This is a genomic window from Dyadobacter sediminis (genome assembly GCF_005860765.1).
Classification (GTDB): domain Bacteria; phylum Bacteroidota; class Bacteroidia; order Cytophagales; family Spirosomataceae; genus Dyadobacter; species Dyadobacter sediminis.
In genome coordinates, this window is sequence record NZ_VCEI01000011.1 from 733,388 (window position 1) to 755,574 (window position 22,187).

Sequence of the window (22,187 nt, forward strand, 5' to 3'; positions counted from 1 at the left end):
CCAATGAAAAGCATTTTAAAAGAACTTATTGCCTCCAACAAGCAGATAGAAAAAGCAGATCAGGAAGCGCGTATTGCAGAAATCAACAATCCGGCAACCAGTGACAGCAGAAGAAATTTTCTTAGAAAAACGGCGCTGGGCGGCATTGCGCTGGGCGGACTGATGGGCATGTCCACGGAAGACACCATTGCACAGGCTACATCCAAAGTGAGCCGTGCTTCCAAGCCTTCCGACCTGAAAATCACGGATCTGCGCTATTGCATTGTACAGAATGTAGGCCGTACGCCCATTATCCGGATTGATACGAACCAGGGAATTTACGGATTGGGTGAAGTGCGGGACGGCGCAGACGAACGCTACGCGCTGTCACTGAAAAGCCATTTGCTCGGCCATAATCCCTGCAACGTGGAAATGCTTTTCAAATCCATCAAGCAGTTCGGGTTTCACGGACGTCAGGCCGGCGGCGTCTGCGGTGTGGAAATGGCACTTTGGGACTTGTGCGGAAAGGCGTACGGTGTTCCGTGCTGGCAGCTGCTTGGCGGCCGTTACCGCGACAAGGTCAGGCTTTATGCCGATACGCCGGAATCCGATGACCTGAACGAGTTTAAACAAAAGATCAAATACCGCACGGTGGATCAGGGTTACACGTGGCTGAAAATGGATGTTTCCATCGGCATGCTCAAAAACCTGGAAAACGGCGTGGTAAACAACAAATTCTGGGGCGGCGGGTTTTCACAATGGACAGGCGATTACTATTCCTACGCCAATACGCGTCATCCGTTCACAGGAATACAGATCACGGAAAAAGGTCTTGCCGAAATGGCGCGCGTCGTGGAGGACGTACGCAGTGTTGTCGGTTATGAAATTCCTTTGTCTACGGACCATTACGGCCATTTTGATATGAACAATGGCATAAGATTGGGAAAAGCACTGGAAAAATACCGCCTCGCTTGGCTGGAAGATATGGTTCCCTGGGAATATACGGATCAGTGGAGAACGATTTCGGATGCACTGGAAACCCCGACCCTGACCGGCGAGGATATTTATCTGAAAGAAGGTTTCAAAGCACTGATTGACAAAAAGGCAATCGATATCATCCATCCGGACCTTGCTTCTTCCGGCGGATTGCTGGAAACCAAACGCATCGGGGATTATGCGGAAGATAACGGCATTGCCATGGCCATGCACTTCGCAGGAACGCCGGTAAGCTTTATGGCCAACGTGCATTGTGCTGCTGCAACGCAAAACTTTCTTGCGCTTGAACACCATTCAGTGGACGTACCGTGGTGGGAAAGCCTGGTAAAAACAACCGACGGGCGCAAACTGATCGATAAAGGATTTGCAACCGTTCCGCTGGACGCGCCGGGACTGGGAATCGAACTCAACGAAGAGGAAGTCAAGAAACACCTGAACGCCAAAGACAAGAGCTTCTTCGCTCCTACTCCGGACTGGAACGACATCCGTTCGCACGACCGTCTCTGGAGTTGATTTCGAAACGATCATCCTTTTCAGGGCTGAATGGCTAATTGTTAACAAAACATTACCATTCAGCCCTGAATGCTTTAAAACAGCCTCTGAATTGGCAAATCCTGGGGATTTTGGTATTTTGCGCGGAACAATACTTCTATATAATGAAGAACTTTCGCAATCTTTTTTTCTATACGGTTACTATCGCGGCCTTTTCTGCATTGCTTTATTTCTTTATCCTGCAAGGCCAGTCTCTTGAAAATGCTTCCCAGATCAATCACAACAGCGCAGGCGAATCGTCGGCCTGGAAGCAGTTTACGGAAACATTTCAGCACAATGTAACACATCCGCTTGCCATACTGCTTCTTCAGATTATCACGATTATCATTGTAGCCCGCTTTCTCGGGTGGGTTTGCAAATCCATTGGCCAGCCCTCGGTGATTGGTGAAATTGCAGCCGGCATTTTGCTGGGCCCGTCGCTGCTGGGCATGTATTTTCCTGAATTTTCCGGTTTTATGTTTCCGGCACAGTCACTCGGAAACCTCCAGTTCCTGAGCCAGATCGGGTTGATTCTTTTCATGTTTATTATTGGCATGGAGCTTGATCTTAAAGTGCTTAAAACCAAGGCATCGGAAGCTATTGTCATCAGTCATGCCAGCATCATCCTGCCTTTTGCGCTGGGTGTCGGTCTGGCCTTATACATTTACAGGCAATTTGCTCCGGACGGCATCAGCTTTCTGTCCTTTGCATTGTTTATAGGCATCGCATTGAGCATCACCGCATTTCCGGTACTGGCACGCATTGTTCAGGAAAGAGGGTTGTCAAAAACAAAGCTCGGAACCATGGTCATTACGTGTGCGGCTACGGATGATATTACGGCCTGGTGCATACTTGCTGCGGTGATTGCCATCGTCAAGGCAGGTTCCATCATCAGCTCGGTTTTCACCATTTTGCTGGCGGCCGCATACGTCCTTTTCATGCTGAAAGTCCTTAAACCCGTTCTGCACCGGGTCGGAAACCATTATTCGTACAAAGAAGGAATGACGAAGCCTATTGTCGCGTTTTTCTTTCTTACCCTGTTATTATCATCTTATTGCACCGAAGTAATCGGCATTCACGCGCTTTTCGGGGCATTTATGGCGGGGGTTGTCATGCCTTCCAATCAGCGTTTCAGAACTATTTTCATTGAAAAAGTGGAAGACGTTTCCATGGTGCTTCTGCTGCCGCTGTTTTTCGTATTTACAGGATTACGGACACAGATCGGATTGCTGAACGACCTGTATTTATGGCAGGTTACCGGGCTGATCATTGCTGCGGCCGTTACCGGAAAATTTGCAGGCAGTGCCATCGCTGCAAGATTTGTAAAGCAATCCTGGCGTGACAGCCTGATCATCGGCTCACTGATGAACACGCGCGGTTTGATGGAACTGGTGGTGCTTAATATCGGCTATGACATTGGCGTTCTATCGCCGGAAATTTTTGCCATGATGGTCATTATGGCACTGGTCACTACTTGTATGACCGGGCCTGCGCTTGACCTCATAGACAAATTCGTACCGCAGAAAAAATGGGACGATCTCCAGGAAGCGGCTTTGCCGTCCCGGTTTTCTGTTTTGATTGCCTTTGCAAGTCCGCAGAGCGGCCGTAAAATGCTGAGGATTGCGAACAAGCTGATCCAGAAAAAAACATCTCAGCAACAGATTACCGCCTTACATCTTACTCCCAGCAGTTACCTGAATCAGGTCAATACCGAAGAATATCAGTTCGAGACATTCCAGCCGGTCACCGAAGAAGCCAGAACGCTCGGTACGCCGTTTGTTCCCCTGTTCAAACCTTCGCAGAATATTGTTCACGACATCATAGAAACGGCCAACAACGGAGAATACGACATGCTGCTGATCGGCATCGGACATACGGTTTTCGAGGGAACTTTCCTCGGCAGGATCCTTGGGATTACTTCCAAAATCATCAGCCGCAACAGGCTTTTTGATACATTGACCGGAAAAGAAAAACTGTTCCATGCCGACATTTTTGACGAACGTACGACGCACCTGATCAAATCCGTGAAGGTTCCGCTGGGTATTTTTATTGAAAAAAATCTGGAAAACGTAGAGCAGATTTTTCTTCCCGTTTTTTCAGCCAACGATCTTTTTTTACTGGAATTTGCGTCCAGATTACTTGTAAAGAATGCTATCAGGCTGACAATCATGAACCCGGCGGAGATGCCTGATTCCGATTCGGAAATACGGAACGCGCTTACAGCCATGCAACAGATGGATCCTGAAAAAATTACTTTACACACGACTACGGCGCTGGAAAAAGATTTTTTAAATCAAAAGGACCTGATGATCATCAGTCTGAACAGCTGGAAAAAAGCCGTGGAATCGCATAGTATATGGCTGTCGCATTCGCCGTCCGTTTTGATCCTGCGCCATTAATACCTTACCGGATAATCATTCGGATTACCTCAGGATAAACCGATAAGCTGGATCAACTTATTCTGTTTACATTGCCTGCCGCATAGACATAGTATGCGCCAAACACTACACCCCTGCTATTTGAATGCGGTTTATTATCAGATTGTACCTTGCATTATGGCTTTCAGCCATATTGCCTCCCAATGCGTTTTCACAGATTTCAACCGGGTCGGTTGCGGGCGAATACCATCTGCAGGATGTAATGGAAACTTCCTCGGCAATTTTACTTAAGCCCGACAGTACATTTGAACTATTCTTTTCCTACGGATCGGTTGACAGGAAGGGAACCGGAAAATGGCAGGTTGATGACGGAAAAATAATCCTCAACAGCAGTCCGAAGCCGAAAGCAGACCTGAAACTGGTTACCAGCAAGGCAAAATCCGGGGAACATACGACTGTTCGGATCCGGCATCCTGACAAGCAGATTTTACCGTATTTTGAAGTTCTGGCCAAAAGTCCGGATGGCGATCAATTTGGTAAAACCGATGCAAAAGGATACGTTAAATTACCGAAAGTGAAAGCCGGCAACCTGGAAGTTTTTTTCAGCTTCACACCGGAACGATTCTCGGCATTTCAGGTCAATCCGGAAGATAATTATTTTGAATTTCAGGTGGAACCCTGGATTATGGAACTGTTTGTAAAAGACATGAGCCTGACCGTGCATGAAAACGGATTGCTTGGCGGCCACCCTCTTATACGCGGAAACTCTCTTTTTTACAGAAAGGTAAATTAAACTGCTGCAGGCAATTTACCCTTTCCCTATTTCACTTCTCACCGTACACTCAACTGAAAAATTCCGGTCAGATTCGTACATAACTGTCCGAATCCGAACGCCTAGACAGATTACTGAACATACAAGGAACTTCAAATCAGCACAATAGCATTCAGGCATGTATTTTATACAAAGAACTATGCAATACCTTGTACTTATGCCATCACTATGTATATATTAGGTATAAGGTACAGTTATAAACTTCTATTGTTATGCTGAAAAACTACTTTAAAATCGCCTGGCGGAACCTTGTACGGAATCGTACTTTCTCGATTATCAATATTGCTGGATTTGCGCTCGGACTGGCTTCCTGCATGCTCATCAGTCTGTATGTACTTGATGAACTGAGCTTTGACCGTTTCAATACCAAAGCTGACCGCACAGTGCGGGTCGTTTTCAGCGGTGTTATGCAAGGCGGAAAGATCAACGAAGCGCATGTAATGCCGCCTACCGCCGCAGCACTCCGGGCCGATTATCCCGAAGTGCTGGAAGCTACCCGCATACGCCAGGGCGGCGAACCGGTTATTCAGTTGGGAGAAAAACTTTTTACGAACGACAGGCTGGCCTTTGTAGATTCCAATTTCTTTGACGTTTTCACGTTGCCACTGCTGCACGGAAATCCCGGAACCGCTTTAATCGAGCCCAATTCTGTTGTGATTTCGGAAACAATGGCTGAAAAATATTTTGGAAATACGAATGCGCTGGGTAAGGAACTTCATCTGAAAGACTGGAAGACCATTTACAAGATTACCGGCGTAATGAAAGAAATTCCTGCCAATTCCCATTTTCACTTCGACCTGCTTGCCTCTATGGCTACGCTGAAGGACGCTGGGTCACCTTCCTGGATGGTTTCAGAATATTTCACTTATCTCGTTTTGCCTGAGGGTTATGACTACAAAAAGCTTGAAGCAAAACTTCCGCAGACCGTTCAGAAATACATGGCTCCGCAGATTAAACAGGGAATGGGCGTGAGTCTGGAAGAATTCCGGAAAAACGGAAATGAAATTGCCTTGCATTTGCAGCCGCTTACAGATATTCACTTGCATTCTGATTTTGAGTACGATCTCGGAAGTAACGGTGAAGTGCGGTATGTGTACATTTTCGGTGCCATTGCGGTGATCATGCTGCTCATTGCCTGTATCAACTTTATGAATCTTTCTACGGCCGGCTCTTCCAGACGAGCGCGGGAAGTTGGTGTAAGAAAAGTAATGGGCTCCGCCAAATATGAACTGATCTGGCAATTTCTGATGGAATCCCTCCTGCTGACTTCCATTGCTTTGATCATGGCCTCGGTCATTTGTGCGGCAGCCTTGCCAATGTTCAATCTGCTATCCGGAAAAATTCTGACTTTACATCTGGAATCTATTTTGAAACTGGTTCCTGCCCTGCTGCTTTTCGGTTTGTTTGTAGGCATACTTGCAGGCAGCTATCCGGCTTTTTTTCTTTCATCGTTCAAGCCGATAGCCGTTTTGAAAGGCGGAACCGCTTCGGTTAAACTGGGCTCTTCAAACCGGAATGCGGGTTTAAGAAGCGGACTTGTCGTTTTCCAGTTCTTCATTTCCATTACTTTGATAGTCGGCACCACGGTCGTTTATCAGCAATTGAAATTCATTCAGCATAAAAAGCTGGGTTACGATAAAAATCAGGTTCTGGTGATCCCGGCATGGGCATTAGGAAAAAACGGGGAAGCGTTCCGGAATGAAATGGAGCGAAATGCAAATGTTCAAAAGATCAGTCTTTCGAGCTATGTTCCCGCCGGTCCTTCCAACAATAATAACTTCATGCTCACACCGGAAAATAACCCTGCCCAGTTTCTGAAAACACTCCGGTATGAAGTAGATTACAATTATATTGACGTGCTGGGAATGGAAATGGCAGCCGGCAGGAATTTTTCCAAAGCATACGGGACAGATTCTACGGCGATTATCATCAATGAAACCGCAGCCAAAAACTTCGGCTGGAAAACCGGTGCGCTCAATAAATCCGTTTGGCACCGAAACAATGAAGGAAAACAGCAAACCTACCGGATTATCGGCGTTGTAAAGGATTTTCATTTCCGGTCGATGCACGAACGCATTGCACCGCTTGTCATGACCTTGAATACCGCCGGGGGTTCCATGATTATCAAAACCCGGACTGCGGAAGTTTCCGGTTTGCTCGAAAGCATGCAGAAAAACTGGGAAAGCTTTAAACCGGATCTGCCCTTTACGTATCGGTTTCTGGACGAGAGTTATAAGGAAATCTACAAGTCCGAACAAAAAACCGGCCAGATTCTGGGCATTTTTGCAGCACTGACCATTTTTGTTGCCTGCCTTGGATTGTACGGACTTGCCACGTTTACTGCCGAGCAACGTAAGAAGGAAATCGGCGTGCGCAAAGCGCTTGGTGCTTCGGTCAGCGGAATCGTTTCGTTGCTTTCACGGGATTTCCTGAAACCGGTTGCTGTTGCCATTATGCTGGCCATGCCGGCAGCCGGTTGGATCATGAGCAAATGGCTGCAGGAATTTGCTTACAAGATCGCTATTTCGTGGTGGATGTTCGCGCTTGCCGGATTGCTTTCCGTTGCGGTTGCATTATTCACGGTTTCCTTTCAGTCCGTAAAAGCAGCCATGATGAATCCTGTCAAATCACTGCGCTCGGAATAATAGCGTGTCCTATTTCTAACACTTGCCATTCCGGATTTATAATGAAGGTTACCTCAGATTCAAACTTGAAAAAGCTTGCTATGTACACCCGTAAAATGCTTTGATGAACAAACTGGAACAATTATTTATGTACTGAGCATATCACTAAATTGAAATTGTCATGGCATATGATTCAGCAGTAATAGACGTTTTGAACGATCTGATACTTATAAATAATGACCGCGTCGCCGGTTATGAAAAAGCATACGACGAAACAAAAGAAATTGAAACCGACTTGCGTGCATTGTTCAAAGGCCTGGCTTCCAACAGCAGGGATTTTGCAAGTGACCTGAAAGCCGAGGTTACCAAACTGGGCGGTGAGCCGGAATCCGGAACAATGGTTTCAGGAAAAATTTACAGAGCATGGATGGATATCCGATCCGTTTTCACAAATGATAACAGAAGAGCCGTTCTTGAGAATGCCGAGACCGGCGAAGATGCAGCAAAAAAAGCCTATGAAGAAGCCTTGCAATCTGACCAGCTTCCGGCTGATATCCGGCAAATGATCGTAAACCAGCAAACGTCTATTCTGGCTTCTCACGAGCTGATCAAAAAAGAAAGGGACAGACAAAGGGATATTTCCCAATTTCCTTTGACGAACTAAAAAAAGGCCGGATTAACCCGGCTTTTTTTGGCTAATGACTCAAATTTTTACTGAATGCTCCCGCCGAGTTCCACAATCATTTTTGAAATTTCATCCAGCTTTTTGGTTTTTACAGCACTCATCAGCTGATCGGCAGTTGATTCCGCCGTGTTAACCGCTTCTGCAAGCACCCGCTTTCCGGCGTTCGCAAGCTTTACATACGACACTCTGGCGTCCCGGCTATTGGCCTCACGTTTGACCATACCCAATTTTTCCAGCGGCGTCAGCATACGCGTAATTCCTGAGGCAGTCAATCCTATCTTTTCAGCAAGATCAATCCGTCTCATTTTCTCATCCGGCGCAGTGCTCAGGTGAAACAAAATCATGAATTCATTGAGGTTAATGCCATGACTTCCCAGACGTGCATCAAAGCGTTTGGCTGCCAGGGTCTGAACCATTGTAAGATTAAGAAACAGTTTTAAGGATGGTGATAAATCAGACATTACAACAATAATTACTTTATAACTAATTGATATATACTTGACTATTCAAATATATTACAAATAAAATATAATACAAAGAGCTGTATCACAGTATTTTCACTTTTTATTTTTAAAAAACATAATGCATTGATTTCAAAGCACGTTGCAAAAATGGAAAAGAAAAGAGTCAATTGTTTTATTTGAAATATGAAATGCAGAACTGCGATGCGGAGAATGTGTAATGCAGAATTGTAAAAGGCAGAGCATGAAACGTAAGAAACAAAAAATGTAAAAAAGTAAAGATTAACGTCCGAATGATACTTCCGTCAAATCGCTTTTTAACTATTCCTTTTTACATTTCATTTCTCACAAGACAGGGATTTTTTAACTAGCCGGAATGTGCACGCAGCAATTGTCGGTAACTGTTCAGTATACCTGATTTGGAAATAAAACCGACGAACTCTCCGGTGGTTTTAACGACGGGCAGGTTCCATGCGCCGGTTTCATCGAATTTTTTCACCACGCTTACAACGCTGTCAAAATCGCTGATGACCACGGACGGTTCTTTCATGAGATTGGGAACCGTAAGCAAATCGTATACAGAAGGATTAAACAGTAACGGACGAATGTCGTCCAGAGAAATAATGCCGACCAGTTTTTTATTTCCGTCCATCACAGCGATCATATTCCGCTTGCCCGTTCTCACCAGTTCTGCCAGTTCTTCCTGCGTTGCATTTACGTTGATGGTCTGTACGTCTTTGTCGATCAGATCCAGAATATGCAGGAGGGACAAAAGATTCCGGTCATGTTCTTTTGTAAATATTTTCCCTTGCTCGGCCAAATTTCTGAGATCCGGAGAAATAGGCGAAAACCATTTGGCAATTAGAAACGATATGACAGAAACGATCATCAGCGGAATGAACAAATCGTATCCGGAAGTCGATTCTGCAATCAGAAAAATGGCGGTAAGCGGAGCATAAAGTACGCCGCTCATGACCCCTGCCATTCCGACTATGACCAGATTATTGACGGGAACATTCGTAATCCCGGCCTGAACACAAAGCAATGCAAAAACATAACCAAGCGATCCGCCCGCAAAAAGCGAAGGCGCAAAGTTTCCGCCGTTGCCGCCGCTGAAAATCGTGATGGAAGCAGAAAAAGCTTTCAGCAGACAGATCAGCGCGACGAATACGATGACAACCCATTCGCGGTAACCGATAAACCTGAAAAAACTGTTTTCGATCACATGCTGTATCTGTCCATTTGTTATGGCCTTGATCGTATCGTAGCCTTCACCGAACAAAGGCGGATACAGCACACATAATATGGACAATATTGCGCCGCCGAGCATGGCACGCTGGATTCTCGTAATTTTCAGGCCGTGAAAAAACTCGTCGATGTACTTGGCGATCAAAACAAAATAACGTGCATACAATCCGCAGAAAATACCCAGAAAAAGGTAAAAAGGGATGTTATGATAATCGAAGGGATTGCGGCTTTTGAACTGGAACAAAACTTCTTCCTGCAAAAGAACCTTGGAAATCAGACTGCCGCAAACTGCCGAAACAACCAGCGGAATGAAATCCGAAAAAACAACGCCGGTCAGCAATATTTCAAAGGCGAACATCATTCCCGCGATCGGTGCGTTGAAGGCAGAAGCAATGCCCGCCGTTGCGCCTGCGGCCAGCAGCAACGTTCGTTCGCGGTAATCCATTTTGTAAGTCTGCGCAAAGTTGGAACCGATGGCAGCGCCCGTCACAGCAATCGGGCTTTCCAACCCCGCAGAACCGCCAAGTCCGACCGTAATGGCACTCTGAACAATCTGGGAATACATTTTAACGGAAGATACAACGCTGGAATTCTGCGCAATTTCGTAGAGAATCAGTGCGATGCCTTTTTTATCCTGCCCTTTGAAAAAGAGAATCACAACAAGCGTGGTGATCACAATACCAAGAAACGGGAAAAGGATGTAAAAGAAAACCTGTTCCTCAAAATGGACCTTATGGGCAATTACATAATGAATATAATGGACAAGGGATTTCAGGACAACACCCGCAAAGCCGCAGGTGACACCGACCAGAATACCCGACAATATCAGGAACTGAGATCTTGTAAGCATGCTTTTCAGCCATAGCAGTACAATCTCGTAGCTTTTTACTTTTTTAAGGCTATACCTCAGCAGGTTCCTGCGGAACCTTAAATAATTATAAAATTTCCTGATACTGTTTTGATTCACTACTCACCGTTTATAGCCTGCCCGACCAACCTGAAAGTCTTTTGACATACCTGCCGAAAGCTGCTTCAAATTAATTCAGGAATTACGTAATATCCTATCAATCTGCATTTGTAATTACATATTATACCGGAATGCGAACCGGTGCAAACAACAAAAAGCCCGATGAACCTGCACCGGGCTTTTTGAAAAAACGTTTCGGTATAACTAGTTTGCTCTTGCAAGCTGAACTTCCAGCCGGATATCCACATTGCGGTCGTTTCCGCTGTTACGTCCGTATCCGCCGGTTCCAAGGCCAACGCCCATGCCGCCGCCCATGCCGATTCCGCCGCCAAGTCCGATTCCGATTCTTGGGCTAAAACCGGATTGTGAGGACTGTCCGTCCACTTTGATGTTCACGCCAAGCATTTCGGTTTCTTTGGCATTGACACCCATCAGGCTGAAAGGAATGGCAATCTGCTCTGTAAGTTCACCGTTACGGTCCATGGAAATGTGCGACTTGATACTGCCGTCCGGCGCTACGAGATTGATAAAATGCTGTCCCTGCCTGTCTTTCCATACTGCTTCCTTATTATAGGAATCCATCAGCAGATCAAGGCCGAGGCTGTTTGGAAGATCGGTATCAATGCGTTTCAGTGCCTTGCGGTCTTCTTTCATGACAACCGGAAATAGCAGCGAGTATGCATCTTTTTTCTGGCCCTGCGGACTGAACGAAATTTTAAGCCCGCTGGCAAGAATGTTCTGGATTGTCGAAGGATCTTTGGTCTTCAAAGTCAGATAAACATATTGATCGTCATTGATAATGCCGTACTTCAACCTGGATTTCTGATCCTGCTGATCCGGCTTTACTTCATCAACATACGAAAACGGCGCATTCCATTTGGATTCATACGTCATCGTTTTCGACGAACTGCATCCGGCGAGGGTTATCAACAGCAGCAAATTCCAACTGTTTCTTAGGTTTTTCATTTTGTCGTTTGTACAATAAGGATTTTAATATTAACGAAATCCGCCAATTATTCATTACGGCAAATGAAAATAAAACGTTGCATTCCGGACAGCAGGCCGTCATCATTTTACTTCTGCAAACAAGAGCGACTGGATCTTTCTATACAGTTTTTCGGGCTCAAACGGCTTGCTTAACGTGTCGTTCATTCCCGATTGCAACGCCTGCGCTACTTCTTCGGGCAATACAGTTGCTGAAAGCGAAAGTATCGGTGTTTTTACACCCAGAAAAGTACGGGCATGCCTGGCAGCTTCAAAACCATCCATTTCCGGCATTCTTGTGTCCAGAATAATCAGGTCAAAGCTATGTTTTTTCAGCATATCCACGGCTTCCTTTCCGTTCACTACCATCGTCGGGTTCAAAGCCCAGGTTTTTAGGTATTTTTTAAGCAGCAATGCATTGATCGGATTGTCTTCTGCCACCAGCACGGACTCGCCATCAAACGGCGGCAGATCCTGAAACAGCGCCTGCGGTGTGTTGTCCAGGCTTTTTTCTTTTGTACTGCTCAATACAAGTGTAAAGAAAAACTGGCTTCCTTCGTTGAAACGGCTGTTCACTTCCAGTTCGCTTTTCATCAGTCGGATGAGCTTTTGGGATATGGTCAGGCCGAGGCCGGTTCCGCCGTACTGGTACGATGTATTTTCAGAAGCCTGGCCATATTCCGAAAATATGTTGGACATATGTTCTTCGGACATCCCGATGCCGGAATCTTCTACCGTAAATTTTATTTTGTGCCCATTCTCTGTTTCCGAAATACGTTCAATCCGTAGTTTGACATGGCCTTTCTGTGTGAATTTCAAGGCGTTCCCGACCAGATTCAGCAAAACCTGATTGATCCGCATGCCGTCGGCCATCACGTTTTCAGGAACCGTTTCCTCCACATGAAGGCTGAGTTCCAGTTTTTTCTCTTCTGCTTTAAACTGCATCAGATCGATTATTCCCTTTCCAAGCTGGCGCAGGTCCGTTGCAGTCGGAACAATCGAGAATTTGCCTTCATCCATTTTGGAAATATCCAGAATGTCATTCAGAATGTTCAGCAGCGATCCGGATGACTGCCGGAGCATGCTAACAAGATCGCGCTGCGATTCGTCGAGCTGCGTGGCATTCAGCAGGTTGCCCAGGCCAATAATGCCGTTCAATGGCGTACGGATTTCATGGCTCATATTGGCGAGAAACGATTCCTTAACTTTGCGCGCTTTTTCGGCTTGTGCCTGCGCATCGATCAGTGCGCGTTCGTGTGCCTTCCGCTTTTCAATATCATGCAGATTTATAAAAAGCAGCCTGTTCTTGTACATGATGCGGAGTTCCAGCCAGACGGGCTGACGCAGCCGGCCAAAAAAACGGTCTTCCACGACAATCGTTTCCCCGTTCAGATAGGATTTTTTTACCAGAACTTCCCTGAATCCGGAATTGAACGGATCCACAAGCGAATCCAGAATGGTAACGCCCAGCAAATCCGACGGTACCAGGCCCAGTATTTTTTCCACCGAAGGATTAATCGAAATGATTTTCCCGGTTTCCGGTTCTACGGTGGCAATGATATCGGGTGAATTCAGGATGATGGTCGCATAATTTTCCAGCATCTTGTTCTTGTCACGGATTTCTTTCTGGCTGCGGGCAAGCCGGATCAGGGAATCTACTTTGGCATTGGTTATATACGGATCGAGGGGTTTGTACAGGTAATCGATAGCGCCGGTTTTCAGTCCGCGTACGGCGTAGGTCGTCTCTTTGGAAATCGCCGTAACGAATACAATCAGAATTTCTCTTGTTTTAGGATTTGAAAAAAGCGTTTCTGCAAACTCGAACCCGTCCATTCCCGGCATTTGTACATCCACCAGAGCCACAGCAATATCGTTTTCCCAAACCATACGCAAGGCTTCATTGGCCGAAGTTGTTTCAAAAATCTCGATGTCGCCTCTGTTGAGAATAGCTCTCAGGGAAATCAGATTTTCTTCCCGGTCATCCAGCAGCAGAATTTTAGTATTTTCCATATGTAATTTTTGGCACTAGTATAGTACTTCCCTGATCATTTTATAAAAGCCTTTTTCCAACAGCACGTGATGATTATCGTACTGCCTGATTGCTTCCGCCGGCATTCGCGGCGAGTCGGCATATGCCGGGTCCTGCACGTAAGTCGGAAATCCTTTTTGCGCAATGAGTTTGATCCCGAAAGCGCCGTCCGCACTCGAACCCGAAAACAGCATAGCCGCTTTTACCGGAATTCCCGACAATGACGCCGAAATGAAAGTAGCATCAATCGACGGCCTTGAAAAAAAATCCTTTTCTGAACAGTCGTAGTAAAACCGGCCGTCCGGACCAATGAGCAAATGATAATCCGGATAGCCAAAGTAAATATGATTGGGTTGCACCAGTTCCAGATGAATGGGTTCTTTCATGGCTATATTTGTTTTGTTCCTGAAAATTTCGGGCAGCACAGCCGTACTGTCTTTTCTCCTGTGAATGATAAAAACCAGCGCATAGGGTACCGGATTTTTCAGTATTTTCAGTATTTCTTCAAAAATGGTAAAACTTCCCGAGGAGCCGCCAAGTAAAACCAGACTGAGCGGTTCGTCCGATTGCGCTTTCATTTTATCTTCTGGTATATGTTCAGTTCACTGTCAATGATTTTGAAATTTTGCTCAATGCCTGAATACCGCAGCGTTTCCCGCTTGCCAAGGCATAAAAAGCCCAGCAAGCTCAGACTGTCGTATAAAAGCCGGAATACTTTCTGTCGCAGTTCCAGGGAAAAATAGATCATCACATTGCGGCAGCTGATAAACTGGAACTCGTTGAAGACGCCATCGCCGGTAAGGTCGTGCAGCGAAAAAATGATGTTCTTCCGCAGTTCCGGTGCGATCACCGCGCGATTGTAAGCCACATGATAGTAATCCGAAAGCGATCCGGTTCCGGCAGCCTGCAAGTAATTTTCTGAAAACGTGCGGATGTTCCCAAGTGTAAAAACTCCTTCACGTGCCGCAGTCAGTACTTTGTTGCTGAGGTCAGTGGCATAAATCAGAGACTTGTCCTGTAACCCGGCTTCCTTAAGAAGGATTGCCATGGAAAAAGCTTCTTCTCCCGACGCACAGCCCGCCACCCAGAACCGCAGCGCAGGATACGAATCCAGATAGTTAAAAACCTCGGTTTTTACTTTTTTAAAATAATCCGGATCGCGGAACATTTCAGAATAATTGACCGTCAGTTCCTGAATAAGGTCGTAAACCGCTCTCCCGCCCTGCTCAATATACACGAAAAGTTCCTTCAGGTTCATGGCATGCTTGGTCAGATAACGGCTTGTACTTCTGAGCAGCGAGGGTTTTGCGTACCCGGAGAAATCAAATCCTGAAATTTCCCGGACGCGTACAATCAGCATTTCAAGCTCGGAATATTCAATTATAACCATTTGTCAGGCAGAATGTAACCATACTTTAATCAACGATAACAGCTTGTCAATGTCCACGGGTTTGGAAATGTAATCATTGGCTCCGGCTGCCAGGCATTGCTCCCGGTCGCCCTGCATGGCTTTGGCAGTCACTGCAATAATCGGCAGATCGGGCCAACGGTTCATCTGGCGGATGGTCCGGGTAGCCTCGATCCCGTCCATTTCAGGCATCATCACATCCATAAGCACCAGATCGATGTTGTCTGTTTCTTCCAGTTTCTGAATGGCTTCCCGGCCATTTGTGGCAATTTCAATATTGAACCCGGAATCTTCCAGAACCGCACTCAATGCAAAGATATTCCGCATGTCATCATCAGCCAGCAAAATCCTTTTGCCTACAAATACATTTTCTGCATGCACCACCGGATTGCTGAACGGTTTTTTTCTGGTCTCTTCTGCAGCTTCGGCAGGCTTTATTTTTTTGAGAAACAGCTTTACTTCATCGAGCAGACGTTCGTTCGATTTTTTGGTTTTCATCACCACCGAATGCGCGTACTTGAGCACGCGGTTCAGATCGGTCTGCGTCAGGTCCTCCGCCGTATTGACAACCACGGGCAGGCTGTTCCATTCCGTTTTTTTCTTGATCTGATCAAGCAGGTCCAGCCCGTTCATATCCGAAAGCCTGATATCCAGAATGATTCCGTCTACAAGTTCGCGGTTCAGTATCGCCAATGCTTCCTTTCCGGAGTAGGCATAAAGCACAAAAATGTTGTTTTCGGCAAGAAAATCGCCGAGATATTTGCTCTGGTAAGCGTCATCTTCAATCAGCAGGATGCGTTGCTTGTCTGTATTTTTCCCTTCCAGTTTCAGCAGACCGAATATACTTTCTGCTGACTTCTGATCAACGGGTTTTTGCATGAATCCAACGGCACCGCCTTTCAGCATATCCGCATTGAAATATTCGCCGGCAGAAACGGTATGTACCGGAATGGATCTGGTATCTGGATCAGCTTTCAACTTCTGAAGCACTTCATCACCGGTCATATCCGGCAAGTGCATATCCAGAATAATGGCAGTCGGTTTAAAGCTTGAGGCCATGGCAAGCGCATCTTTTCCGTTGTTTGCAACCTGCACTTCAAAACCGAAATCGCGTGCTTTGGCGGACATATCGGCGGCAAAAATTTCATCGTCCTCGATCAGCAGCAATCGGTTTGTTTTTCCATTTGACGGTTTTATTGCTGCCATACTTACAGGCGCTGATTCCATGGATTTTACAGGTTCTGCAACAGCTTCCGAGTTATCCGATCCATTCTGAACGGGAATTCTCAGCGTAAATTCGGAGCCCTTTTCGGGTTCGCTGACCAGGGAAATGGAGCCTTTAAACAAGTTGGTCAGTTCGCGGCTGATGGACAAACCCAATCCGGTACCGCCGTATTTCCGGCTTGTGGAACCATCGGCCTGCTGGAATGCTTCGAAGATCGATTGCTGTTTGTCGGCAGGAATCCCGATGCCGGTGTCGGCTACTTTGAAATACAGGTCATTTTCTTTCCGGCTGATGGTCAGGGAAACGGTTCCCGGCGATGAAGTAAATTTGATGGCGTTGGAAAGCAGGTTTCTCAGGATCTGCAGTAACCGTACCTGATCTACATAAATCGTTTCAGGGCAGGAAGCATCTTTCTCTATCTTCAAAACAAGACCTTTGTTTTCCGCTACTTTCTGAAATGTATTTCTTACCTCCGAAAGCAGCAGTTCGGTTTTTATCTGCTCATAAACCAGCTCGATTTTTCCGGATTCCACTTTCGCCAGATCCAGAATATCATTGATCAGTGTAAGAAGATCGTTGCCGGAATTGAAAATTACCGAAGCGTAACGCTGTTCATCATTGCTCAGTCGCGCCTCTTTGTTTTCGCTCAGAATCCGGGATAAAATCAGAATGCTGTTCAGCGGCGTACGCAGCTCGTGGCTCATATTGGCCAGGAACTCACTTTTAAAGCGGCCGCTCTTTTCCAGTTCATCCGCCTTCAGCTGAATCTGATCGCGTGCTTCCTCAATAGTTCTTTTCTGTTCTTCAAGCATGAACGCTTTTTCCTTCAGTTCCGTATTGGTCTGTTTCAGTTCTTCCTGCTGGATGCGGAGTTCCTCTTCCGAAACCTGAAGCAAAGACGACTGACGGGTAAGTTCTTCATTCGTAACCCGCAGTTCTTCCTGCTGGCTTTCCAGTTCTTCGGCCTGAAGCTGTGTTTTTTCAAGCAGTTCATTGGTCATGAGCCTCGCTTTGGAGGCCATAATGGCCACGGCAACATTGTCTGAAATCATTTCGAGCAGTTTGGCCAACTTTGCTCCCGGGTTGTTCAGAAACCCGATTTCGACAACGGCCGTCACAAAATCCTCGAAAATAAAGGTTTTCACAAATACAATTCCTGGCTCGGTACTTCCCGTACCGCTCTGGATTTTAAAATAACCCGGTGCAACTTCCAGCCTTTTTATACTGGTTTTATCCGCAGCAAGCTGCCCGAGCATGCCATTGCCCATAGGTATGATTTCAGCAAGAGGCTCACTTATACCGTAGCTGGCAGAAAGTTTGAGAATTTCGCCTGTCTGGTTCACCAGGTACATGGTACCCACAGCGGCATCCGAAACGCTGACCAGCTTGGACAACAGGTTTTTTGACAGTTCATTCGGTGTGGGTTCACCCCGGATTGCTTCCGAAAGTTGTACCGCAGCGTTGAGAATCCAGTTCTTTTCCTGATCTTCACAGGCAAGCTCTTCCAGTAATTCATTGGCTTTAAGTGCATTCTGCTCGGAAATTATCTGTGCGTTATAGGTTTTCTTAACCAGATAATACAGCATAAACACGACCAGTAAAAAAATCAGCGTTCCGAAAACAATGTATTGCTTGGCTTCATTGGAGCTTGTCAATGCATTCTGCTCGCGTTCGGTAAGCAGCCCTTCTTCAAGGTTTTCCACCCGCCTGAAATAAAAATCAATTTGCGACGACAAGTCTTTGCCTTTCAGGATCAGGGATTTGATCGTATCCTCCGAGTAACTGCCCGTCTTGACCAGTTCATACTGAACATTCATCGTCTGAATACGCGATTGCATCAGCGGCATCAGCGAATCGATTCTGCTGGCCTGCAGGCGGTTATCGCTGACCAGATTGCGCAGTATATCCAGTTGCGACCAGATTTGCTCGGAGGCCGTCTTATAATTGTATTCGAAAGTCGGATTGCGCGTTATCGTAAAACCACGCACATTGGATTCAGCTTTCAGCAAAAGGTTTCTGACCGAAGTGGAAACGAGAATAACCTGTTTGGTGTGATTGACCCATCCGGCATTTTCCTGCTGCATCCGGATGGCATTGTAGGAAGTAAGCCCCACAATAAAGACCAGAATGATCGAAAACGAGATGCCGAACAGGACTTGTCGCTGAAATGTAAGGCGCATAAAGGTTCGAAAGTAGCTGAATGAATTTGATTATAACAGAAATTAAATTGTGAATATCACAAAAAATTTTTCATTACTAGCTTAAATTCGACACATCTTTGTTAAAAATTTTAAGTTTTGGTTGCACGTTTAATAAATTTAATTCGACATACACTAAAATTACTTTATATTATTGTATGCATAATGCAGTTAGCTATCCTTCAATCCACTCAATTGACTCGTCTTCGAGGGTTATCAATACGCCCCGGGATTTCTTGCCGGCATTTTCGTAGGTTTTGATGAGCTTTTTCAAGTGCCTTTTCGGCTCTTCCGAACTGCTTCCTCCGATAAACGTCATAAAAACAAATTCGCCATCCGGGCGTTGAACGACCCGGTCTATATGTAATAACTTTCCGCCGGGTACGAGTAACTGCGTGTCTGTCTGAATCTTATTCTCGTCGCTGTACAAACCCTGCAGCAATGGATCGCTCAGCAAGGCATAGGCCTGTTCTGTAATCTGTCCGCTTTCCGATTTTGTAAACATTCCTTCGCTGACCAGCTTTTCCAAAGCCTGCGGCAACTCGGAAACGGACTTCAAACGGGTTACCAGATGTCTGATCTTTTGCAGCCGGTCATGCTTCTGCTCAAAGGTATGCACGTCGAAAATGCGGTCGGCCATGCGGCGCAGGCGCAACGATTCCGTACGGTCGCTGCTCAGGATATCTTTGACGATGAAAGGTTTGGAATCTGTTTTAACATGGGCATGCCGCGGATTGCTGTCACCTTGTGAAACAATGTATTTTGTTTCGTTCACGCTCCACTCCGATTTGAAATCCTGCGTATGAACATACTCATGCAGCCAGTTGCTCACCTGCTGGCCCGCATCCCACTTCTTTTCACTTTTGGCCAACACATACAGCCGCTGCACCGGCCTTGTAAATGCAACGTACAAGAGATTCAGGTTTTCTACCAGCGTTCTAGTGCGCTCGTCCTGATACTGTGCTGAAACAGAAGTACTTTCAAGATCCTTAACCACGGAAACCAGCGAGCTGCGCAGCCTTTTGTCCGAGTAGGACGGCTGATCCTTCAAAACCAGTTCATCATAGCGGATACCGTTCAGATCAAGCCATATTTTATCGAGCCTGGCATTCGGTGTAACTTTCCAGTGTGCGTACGGAACAATGACAACGGGATATTCCAGTCCTTTTGACTTGTGTATGGTTGTAATCCGCATGGCATCTGTTTCCGCAGGAATGGTTATCGACAGCTTGTGCCGCGCCGTTTCCCAGTGAATCAGAAAATCTCCGAGATGATTGCTTTTCCGGTTTCCGTATTCCAGTACAACATCCAGAAAACGGAACAAATATTCATTTTCATACTGGTTTTTGAACAAACCAAAGCGCTGCATAAGCTGCTCGCTCAGCTCGAATACCGAAAGCTGCCGCATCCGGAACGAAGGAAGAACGATGTTCCACCTTTTGAAATAACCAAGAAAAGAATCCAGCCCGCGTTCTTCACATAAAATCCGGATCTGCTCGTATTCAGACGCAGCCGGATTTTCACGGCGGACTACATGATGAAAAAGATAAGCCGCTTCGTAACGTGCCAGCCGGTTGTCGGAAGTATGCAGGACTTTCATGAAAGAAATGATGAAATGCACGGATCGCGAATAGCTCAGCAGCAATGCATCATCCGAAATCAGCGGAAATCCTGCTTCTTTCATGGCATTGGCAAGTGCAGCGGCTTCGTTTTTCTTGCGGCAGAGAATGGCGATGTCGCGCCAGAAGTAACCTTGCTGCCGCAGCCCGGAAACCAGCTCCAGAGCGCGCAGGATCATGGCATCCTTGGCAATTTCCCCTTCGGAAATTTCGTCGCTTTCTTCATGCATGTTCAGGAATTCGACTTCAACATGTCCGCCACCTTTTGCATGTTCCGGAATTTCCTGCTGAAAATTATGGTCATAAACGTCTTTAACCAACGGAAATTCATTGCCTGTCGTATTGGCTATAAACTCAAAGAATTTATTGTTAAAATCGGTAATTTCCCGGCTGCTTCTGTAATTAACTTTTAAATGACTGATCTCCAGGTAATTGTCAAGGCTCCATAATCTTACAGAATTATAACTGTCGCTTCCAAGCAACTCGGCAATCTGCATCACCTGGCTTTGGGCCATGTGCAGGATCAGGTCCATGTCTCCGCCACGAAAACGGTAAATGGATTGTTTGGCATCACCAACAATGAGGTTGAAGTAACCGCTGCCCAGCGCATTTTCCATTAACGGAAGCAGATTGGCAAACTGCAGTTTGGAAGTATCCTGAAATTCATCAACCAGAATGTGATTATATCGTTCTCCAAGCCTTTCAAAAATGAAGGGCACCGGTTCGCGCGACACAATTTCCACGATTTTCCGGTTAAAATCAGAAATATGGACCTGATTATTCTGTTTCAGAAGTGCGTCAAATTCCTTGCGGATTTCACCCAGCAACGAAAGATTATAAATGTGCCTGTCGAGCTGGCTGAAAAGCATGATCTTTTCAGATTCTGTGAGCCGGATGTTCTCGATCCGATGAAAATGATTTTCAAGTTCCGTCCGGATCTGCTCAATGGAATCCTTGATCAGTACGGCCGTTTTAGCGCCATACCAGGTTCCTTCTCCAATTGTTTTGTACACGTAGGAATTCGGTTCCGCCCAGATCTTCTTCTCTTCAGAACGTTCACGGAAATAGCCGTAAATGCCTCTTCCGCCCTGATGAAAATCTTTCTCCGTCAGAAAAGCGGACTGAATCAGCCCAAATGCTTCTTTGGAATGGCTGACAACCGCAGCTTCTCTTTCGCGCACGAATGCACGCATCTGGTTCCGGATCGCAACCCAGTCTTCCATTTTGAGATCCGCCACACGTTTCATATGCATGTAGCTTTGCTCGCTCAGCAGCGTACCGGAAGTCTCACGGATCTGCATGGGCAGTGCGCCCCAGCTTTTTCCTTCATCTGCGCTTTCACGGTAATATTTTTCAACGATACCCGTCAGGATTTCTTCGCCTTCCTGCCCTATTCTGGCCAGTAACCGGTCCACCGCCTGATCCAGCAGCTCACCGTCAAGCTGGGTTTCAAAAATAAAAGGAATACCGAGTTCGTCCGTAAAACTGCTGATCAACCGCTGCGTAAACTTGTCAATCGTCATCACCGAAAAGTCGGAATAACGATGCAGAATCTGTCGGAAAACCTGATGAGCCCGGCCCGCAATGAGCTGGCATGCGCCTGAAAACAGCGCCGGGTCGTGGATTGCATCCGGATACATTTCCGTTACTACTTCTTTCAGCATGGGATGCGGCGGGACATCGGTATCAAAAGACCCGGCAAACGTTCGCAGCATCAGTAAAATACGGTCTTTCATTTCATTGGCCGCTGCATTGGTGAATGTCACAGCCAGTATATGCCTGAAATACGTTTCTGAGTTGGAATGTAATGCGAGCTTTAGATATTCTTTGGTAAGCGTGTACGTCTTCCCCGACCCCGCTGATGAACTGTAGACTTTAAACACTTTTGCTGAAAATTGGAAAGTACTATAAATATAGTAAACGAACGACAGATCAATTTACATAAAAAAAGCAGGCACAAACCTGCTTTTTTCTGATCAGTAAATGGAAATAAGTAATTACCTGAAACCTGTTGCGGTGATTT

At 46.1% G+C, this 22,187-nt stretch carries 13 protein-coding genes; 5 read left to right on the forward strand and 8 right to left on the reverse strand.

The annotated features are described in order from the left end of the window. The first annotated feature begins 3 nt into the window (after positions 1 to 3). The 5 genes from FEM55_RS03845 (at position 4) to FEM55_RS03865 (ending at position 8,004) form a co-directional block, all read left to right on the forward strand. Positions 4 to 1,488, forward strand: coding sequence for a mandelate racemase/muconate lactonizing enzyme family protein (locus tag FEM55_RS03845; protein WP_138279975.1), 1,485 nt, complete (start codon positions 4 to 6; stop codon positions 1,486 to 1,488). Between the two features lie 143 nt (positions 1,489 to 1,631). After that, a complete protein-coding gene (locus FEM55_RS03850) occupies positions 1,632 to 3,905 on the forward strand; it encodes a cation:proton antiporter (RefSeq protein WP_138279976.1) in 2,274 nt (757 codons plus the stop codon). A 124-nt stretch (positions 3,906 to 4,029) separates the two neighbouring features. Then, positions 4,030 to 4,677, forward strand: coding sequence for a hypothetical protein (locus tag FEM55_RS03855; RefSeq protein ID WP_138279977.1), 648 nt, complete (start codon positions 4,030 to 4,032; stop codon positions 4,675 to 4,677). 251 nt (positions 4,678 to 4,928) lie between these two features. Further along, a complete protein-coding gene (locus tag FEM55_RS03860) occupies positions 4,929 to 7,361 on the forward strand; it encodes an ABC transporter permease (RefSeq protein ID WP_138279978.1) in 2,433 nt (810 codons plus the stop codon). 160 nt (positions 7,362 to 7,521) lie between these two features. Then, on the forward strand, positions 7,522 to 8,004 hold the full coding sequence (locus tag FEM55_RS03865) for a ferritin-like domain-containing protein (protein WP_138279979.1): 483 nt from the start codon (positions 7,522 to 7,524) through the stop codon (positions 8,002 to 8,004). Positions 8,005 to 8,051: 47 nt separating this feature from the next. Here the strand turns inward: FEM55_RS03865 and FEM55_RS03870 are convergent, their stop codons facing one another. The 8 genes from FEM55_RS03870 to FEM55_RS03905 form a co-directional block, all read right to left on the reverse strand. Further along, positions 8,052 to 8,441 (reverse strand): MarR family winged helix-turn-helix transcriptional regulator, encoded by a 390-nt coding sequence (locus FEM55_RS03870; RefSeq protein WP_229209078.1) that lies wholly within the window; start codon positions 8,439 to 8,441, stop codon positions 8,052 to 8,054. A 412-nt stretch (positions 8,442 to 8,853) separates the two neighbouring features. Beyond that, complete coding sequence (locus FEM55_RS03875) at positions 8,854 to 10,701, reverse strand: chloride channel protein (protein WP_138279981.1); 1,848 nt, start codon at positions 10,699 to 10,701, stop codon at positions 8,854 to 8,856. 204 nt (positions 10,702 to 10,905) lie between these two features. Then, positions 10,906 to 11,667, reverse strand: a complete 762-nt coding sequence (locus tag FEM55_RS03880) for a hypothetical protein (RefSeq protein WP_138279982.1) — start codon at positions 11,665 to 11,667, stop codon at positions 10,906 to 10,908. 102 nt (positions 11,668 to 11,769) lie between these two features. Continuing rightward, positions 11,770 to 13,695 (reverse strand): response regulator, encoded by a 1,926-nt coding sequence (locus tag FEM55_RS03885; protein ID WP_138279983.1) that lies wholly within the window; start codon positions 13,693 to 13,695, stop codon positions 11,770 to 11,772. 15 nt (positions 13,696 to 13,710) lie between these two features. Next, the gene (locus tag FEM55_RS03890) at positions 13,711 to 14,292 is read right to left on the reverse strand and encodes a chemotaxis protein CheB (protein WP_138279984.1); all 582 of its coding nucleotides are present in this window, start codon (positions 14,290 to 14,292) and stop codon (positions 13,711 to 13,713) included. Next, complete coding sequence (locus tag FEM55_RS03895; RefSeq protein WP_138279985.1) at positions 14,289 to 15,104, reverse strand: CheR family methyltransferase; 816 nt, start codon at positions 15,102 to 15,104, stop codon at positions 14,289 to 14,291. Before FEM55_RS03895 ends, FEM55_RS03890 begins: the two co-directional genes overlap by 4 nt. 3 nt (positions 15,105 to 15,107) lie before the next feature. Next, positions 15,108 to 18,527, reverse strand: a complete 3,420-nt coding sequence (locus FEM55_RS03900; RefSeq protein ID WP_138279986.1) for a response regulator — start codon at positions 18,525 to 18,527, stop codon at positions 15,108 to 15,110. 193 nt (positions 18,528 to 18,720) lie between these two features. Beyond that, positions 18,721 to 22,047: a UvrD-helicase domain-containing protein gene (locus FEM55_RS03905; RefSeq protein ID WP_138279987.1), complete on the reverse strand. Its 3,327-nt coding sequence runs from the start codon at positions 22,045 to 22,047 to the stop codon at positions 18,721 to 18,723. Positions 22,048 to 22,187 lie beyond the last annotated feature (140 nt).

What these genes read in the sequence shown, in the direction of transcription:
- FEM55_RS03900 (WP_138279986.1), bottom strand. Translation starts at nt 18,527, where the DNA reads ATGCGCCTTACATTTCAGCGACAAGTCCTGTTCGGCATCTCGTTTTCG.
- FEM55_RS03880 (WP_138279982.1), bottom strand. Translation starts at nt 11,667, where the DNA reads ATGAAAAACCTAAGAAACAGTTGGAATTTGCTGCTGTTGATAACCCTC.
- FEM55_RS03845 (WP_138279975.1), top strand. Translation starts at nt 4, where the DNA reads ATGAAAAGCATTTTAAAAGAACTTATTGCCTCCAACAAGCAGATAGAA.
- FEM55_RS03870 (WP_229209078.1), bottom strand. Translation starts at nt 8,441, where the DNA reads ATGGTTCAGACCCTGGCAGCCAAACGCTTTGATGCACGTCTGGGAAGT.
- FEM55_RS03885 (WP_138279983.1), bottom strand. Translation starts at nt 13,695, where the DNA reads ATGGAAAATACTAAAATTCTGCTGCTGGATGACCGGGAAGAAAATCTG.
- FEM55_RS03860 (WP_138279978.1), top strand. Translation starts at nt 4,929, where the DNA reads ATGCTGAAAAACTACTTTAAAATCGCCTGGCGGAACCTTGTACGGAAT.
- FEM55_RS03850 (WP_138279976.1), top strand. Translation starts at nt 1,632, where the DNA reads ATGAAGAACTTTCGCAATCTTTTTTTCTATACGGTTACTATCGCGGCC.
- FEM55_RS03855 (WP_138279977.1), top strand. Translation starts at nt 4,030, where the DNA reads ATGCGGTTTATTATCAGATTGTACCTTGCATTATGGCTTTCAGCCATA.
- FEM55_RS03865 (WP_138279979.1), top strand. Translation starts at nt 7,522, where the DNA reads ATGGCATATGATTCAGCAGTAATAGACGTTTTGAACGATCTGATACTT.
- FEM55_RS03890 (WP_138279984.1), bottom strand. Translation starts at nt 14,292, where the DNA reads ATGAAAGCGCAATCGGACGAACCGCTCAGTCTGGTTTTACTTGGCGGC.
- FEM55_RS03895 (WP_138279985.1), bottom strand. Translation starts at nt 15,104, where the DNA reads ATGGTTATAATTGAATATTCCGAGCTTGAAATGCTGATTGTACGCGTC.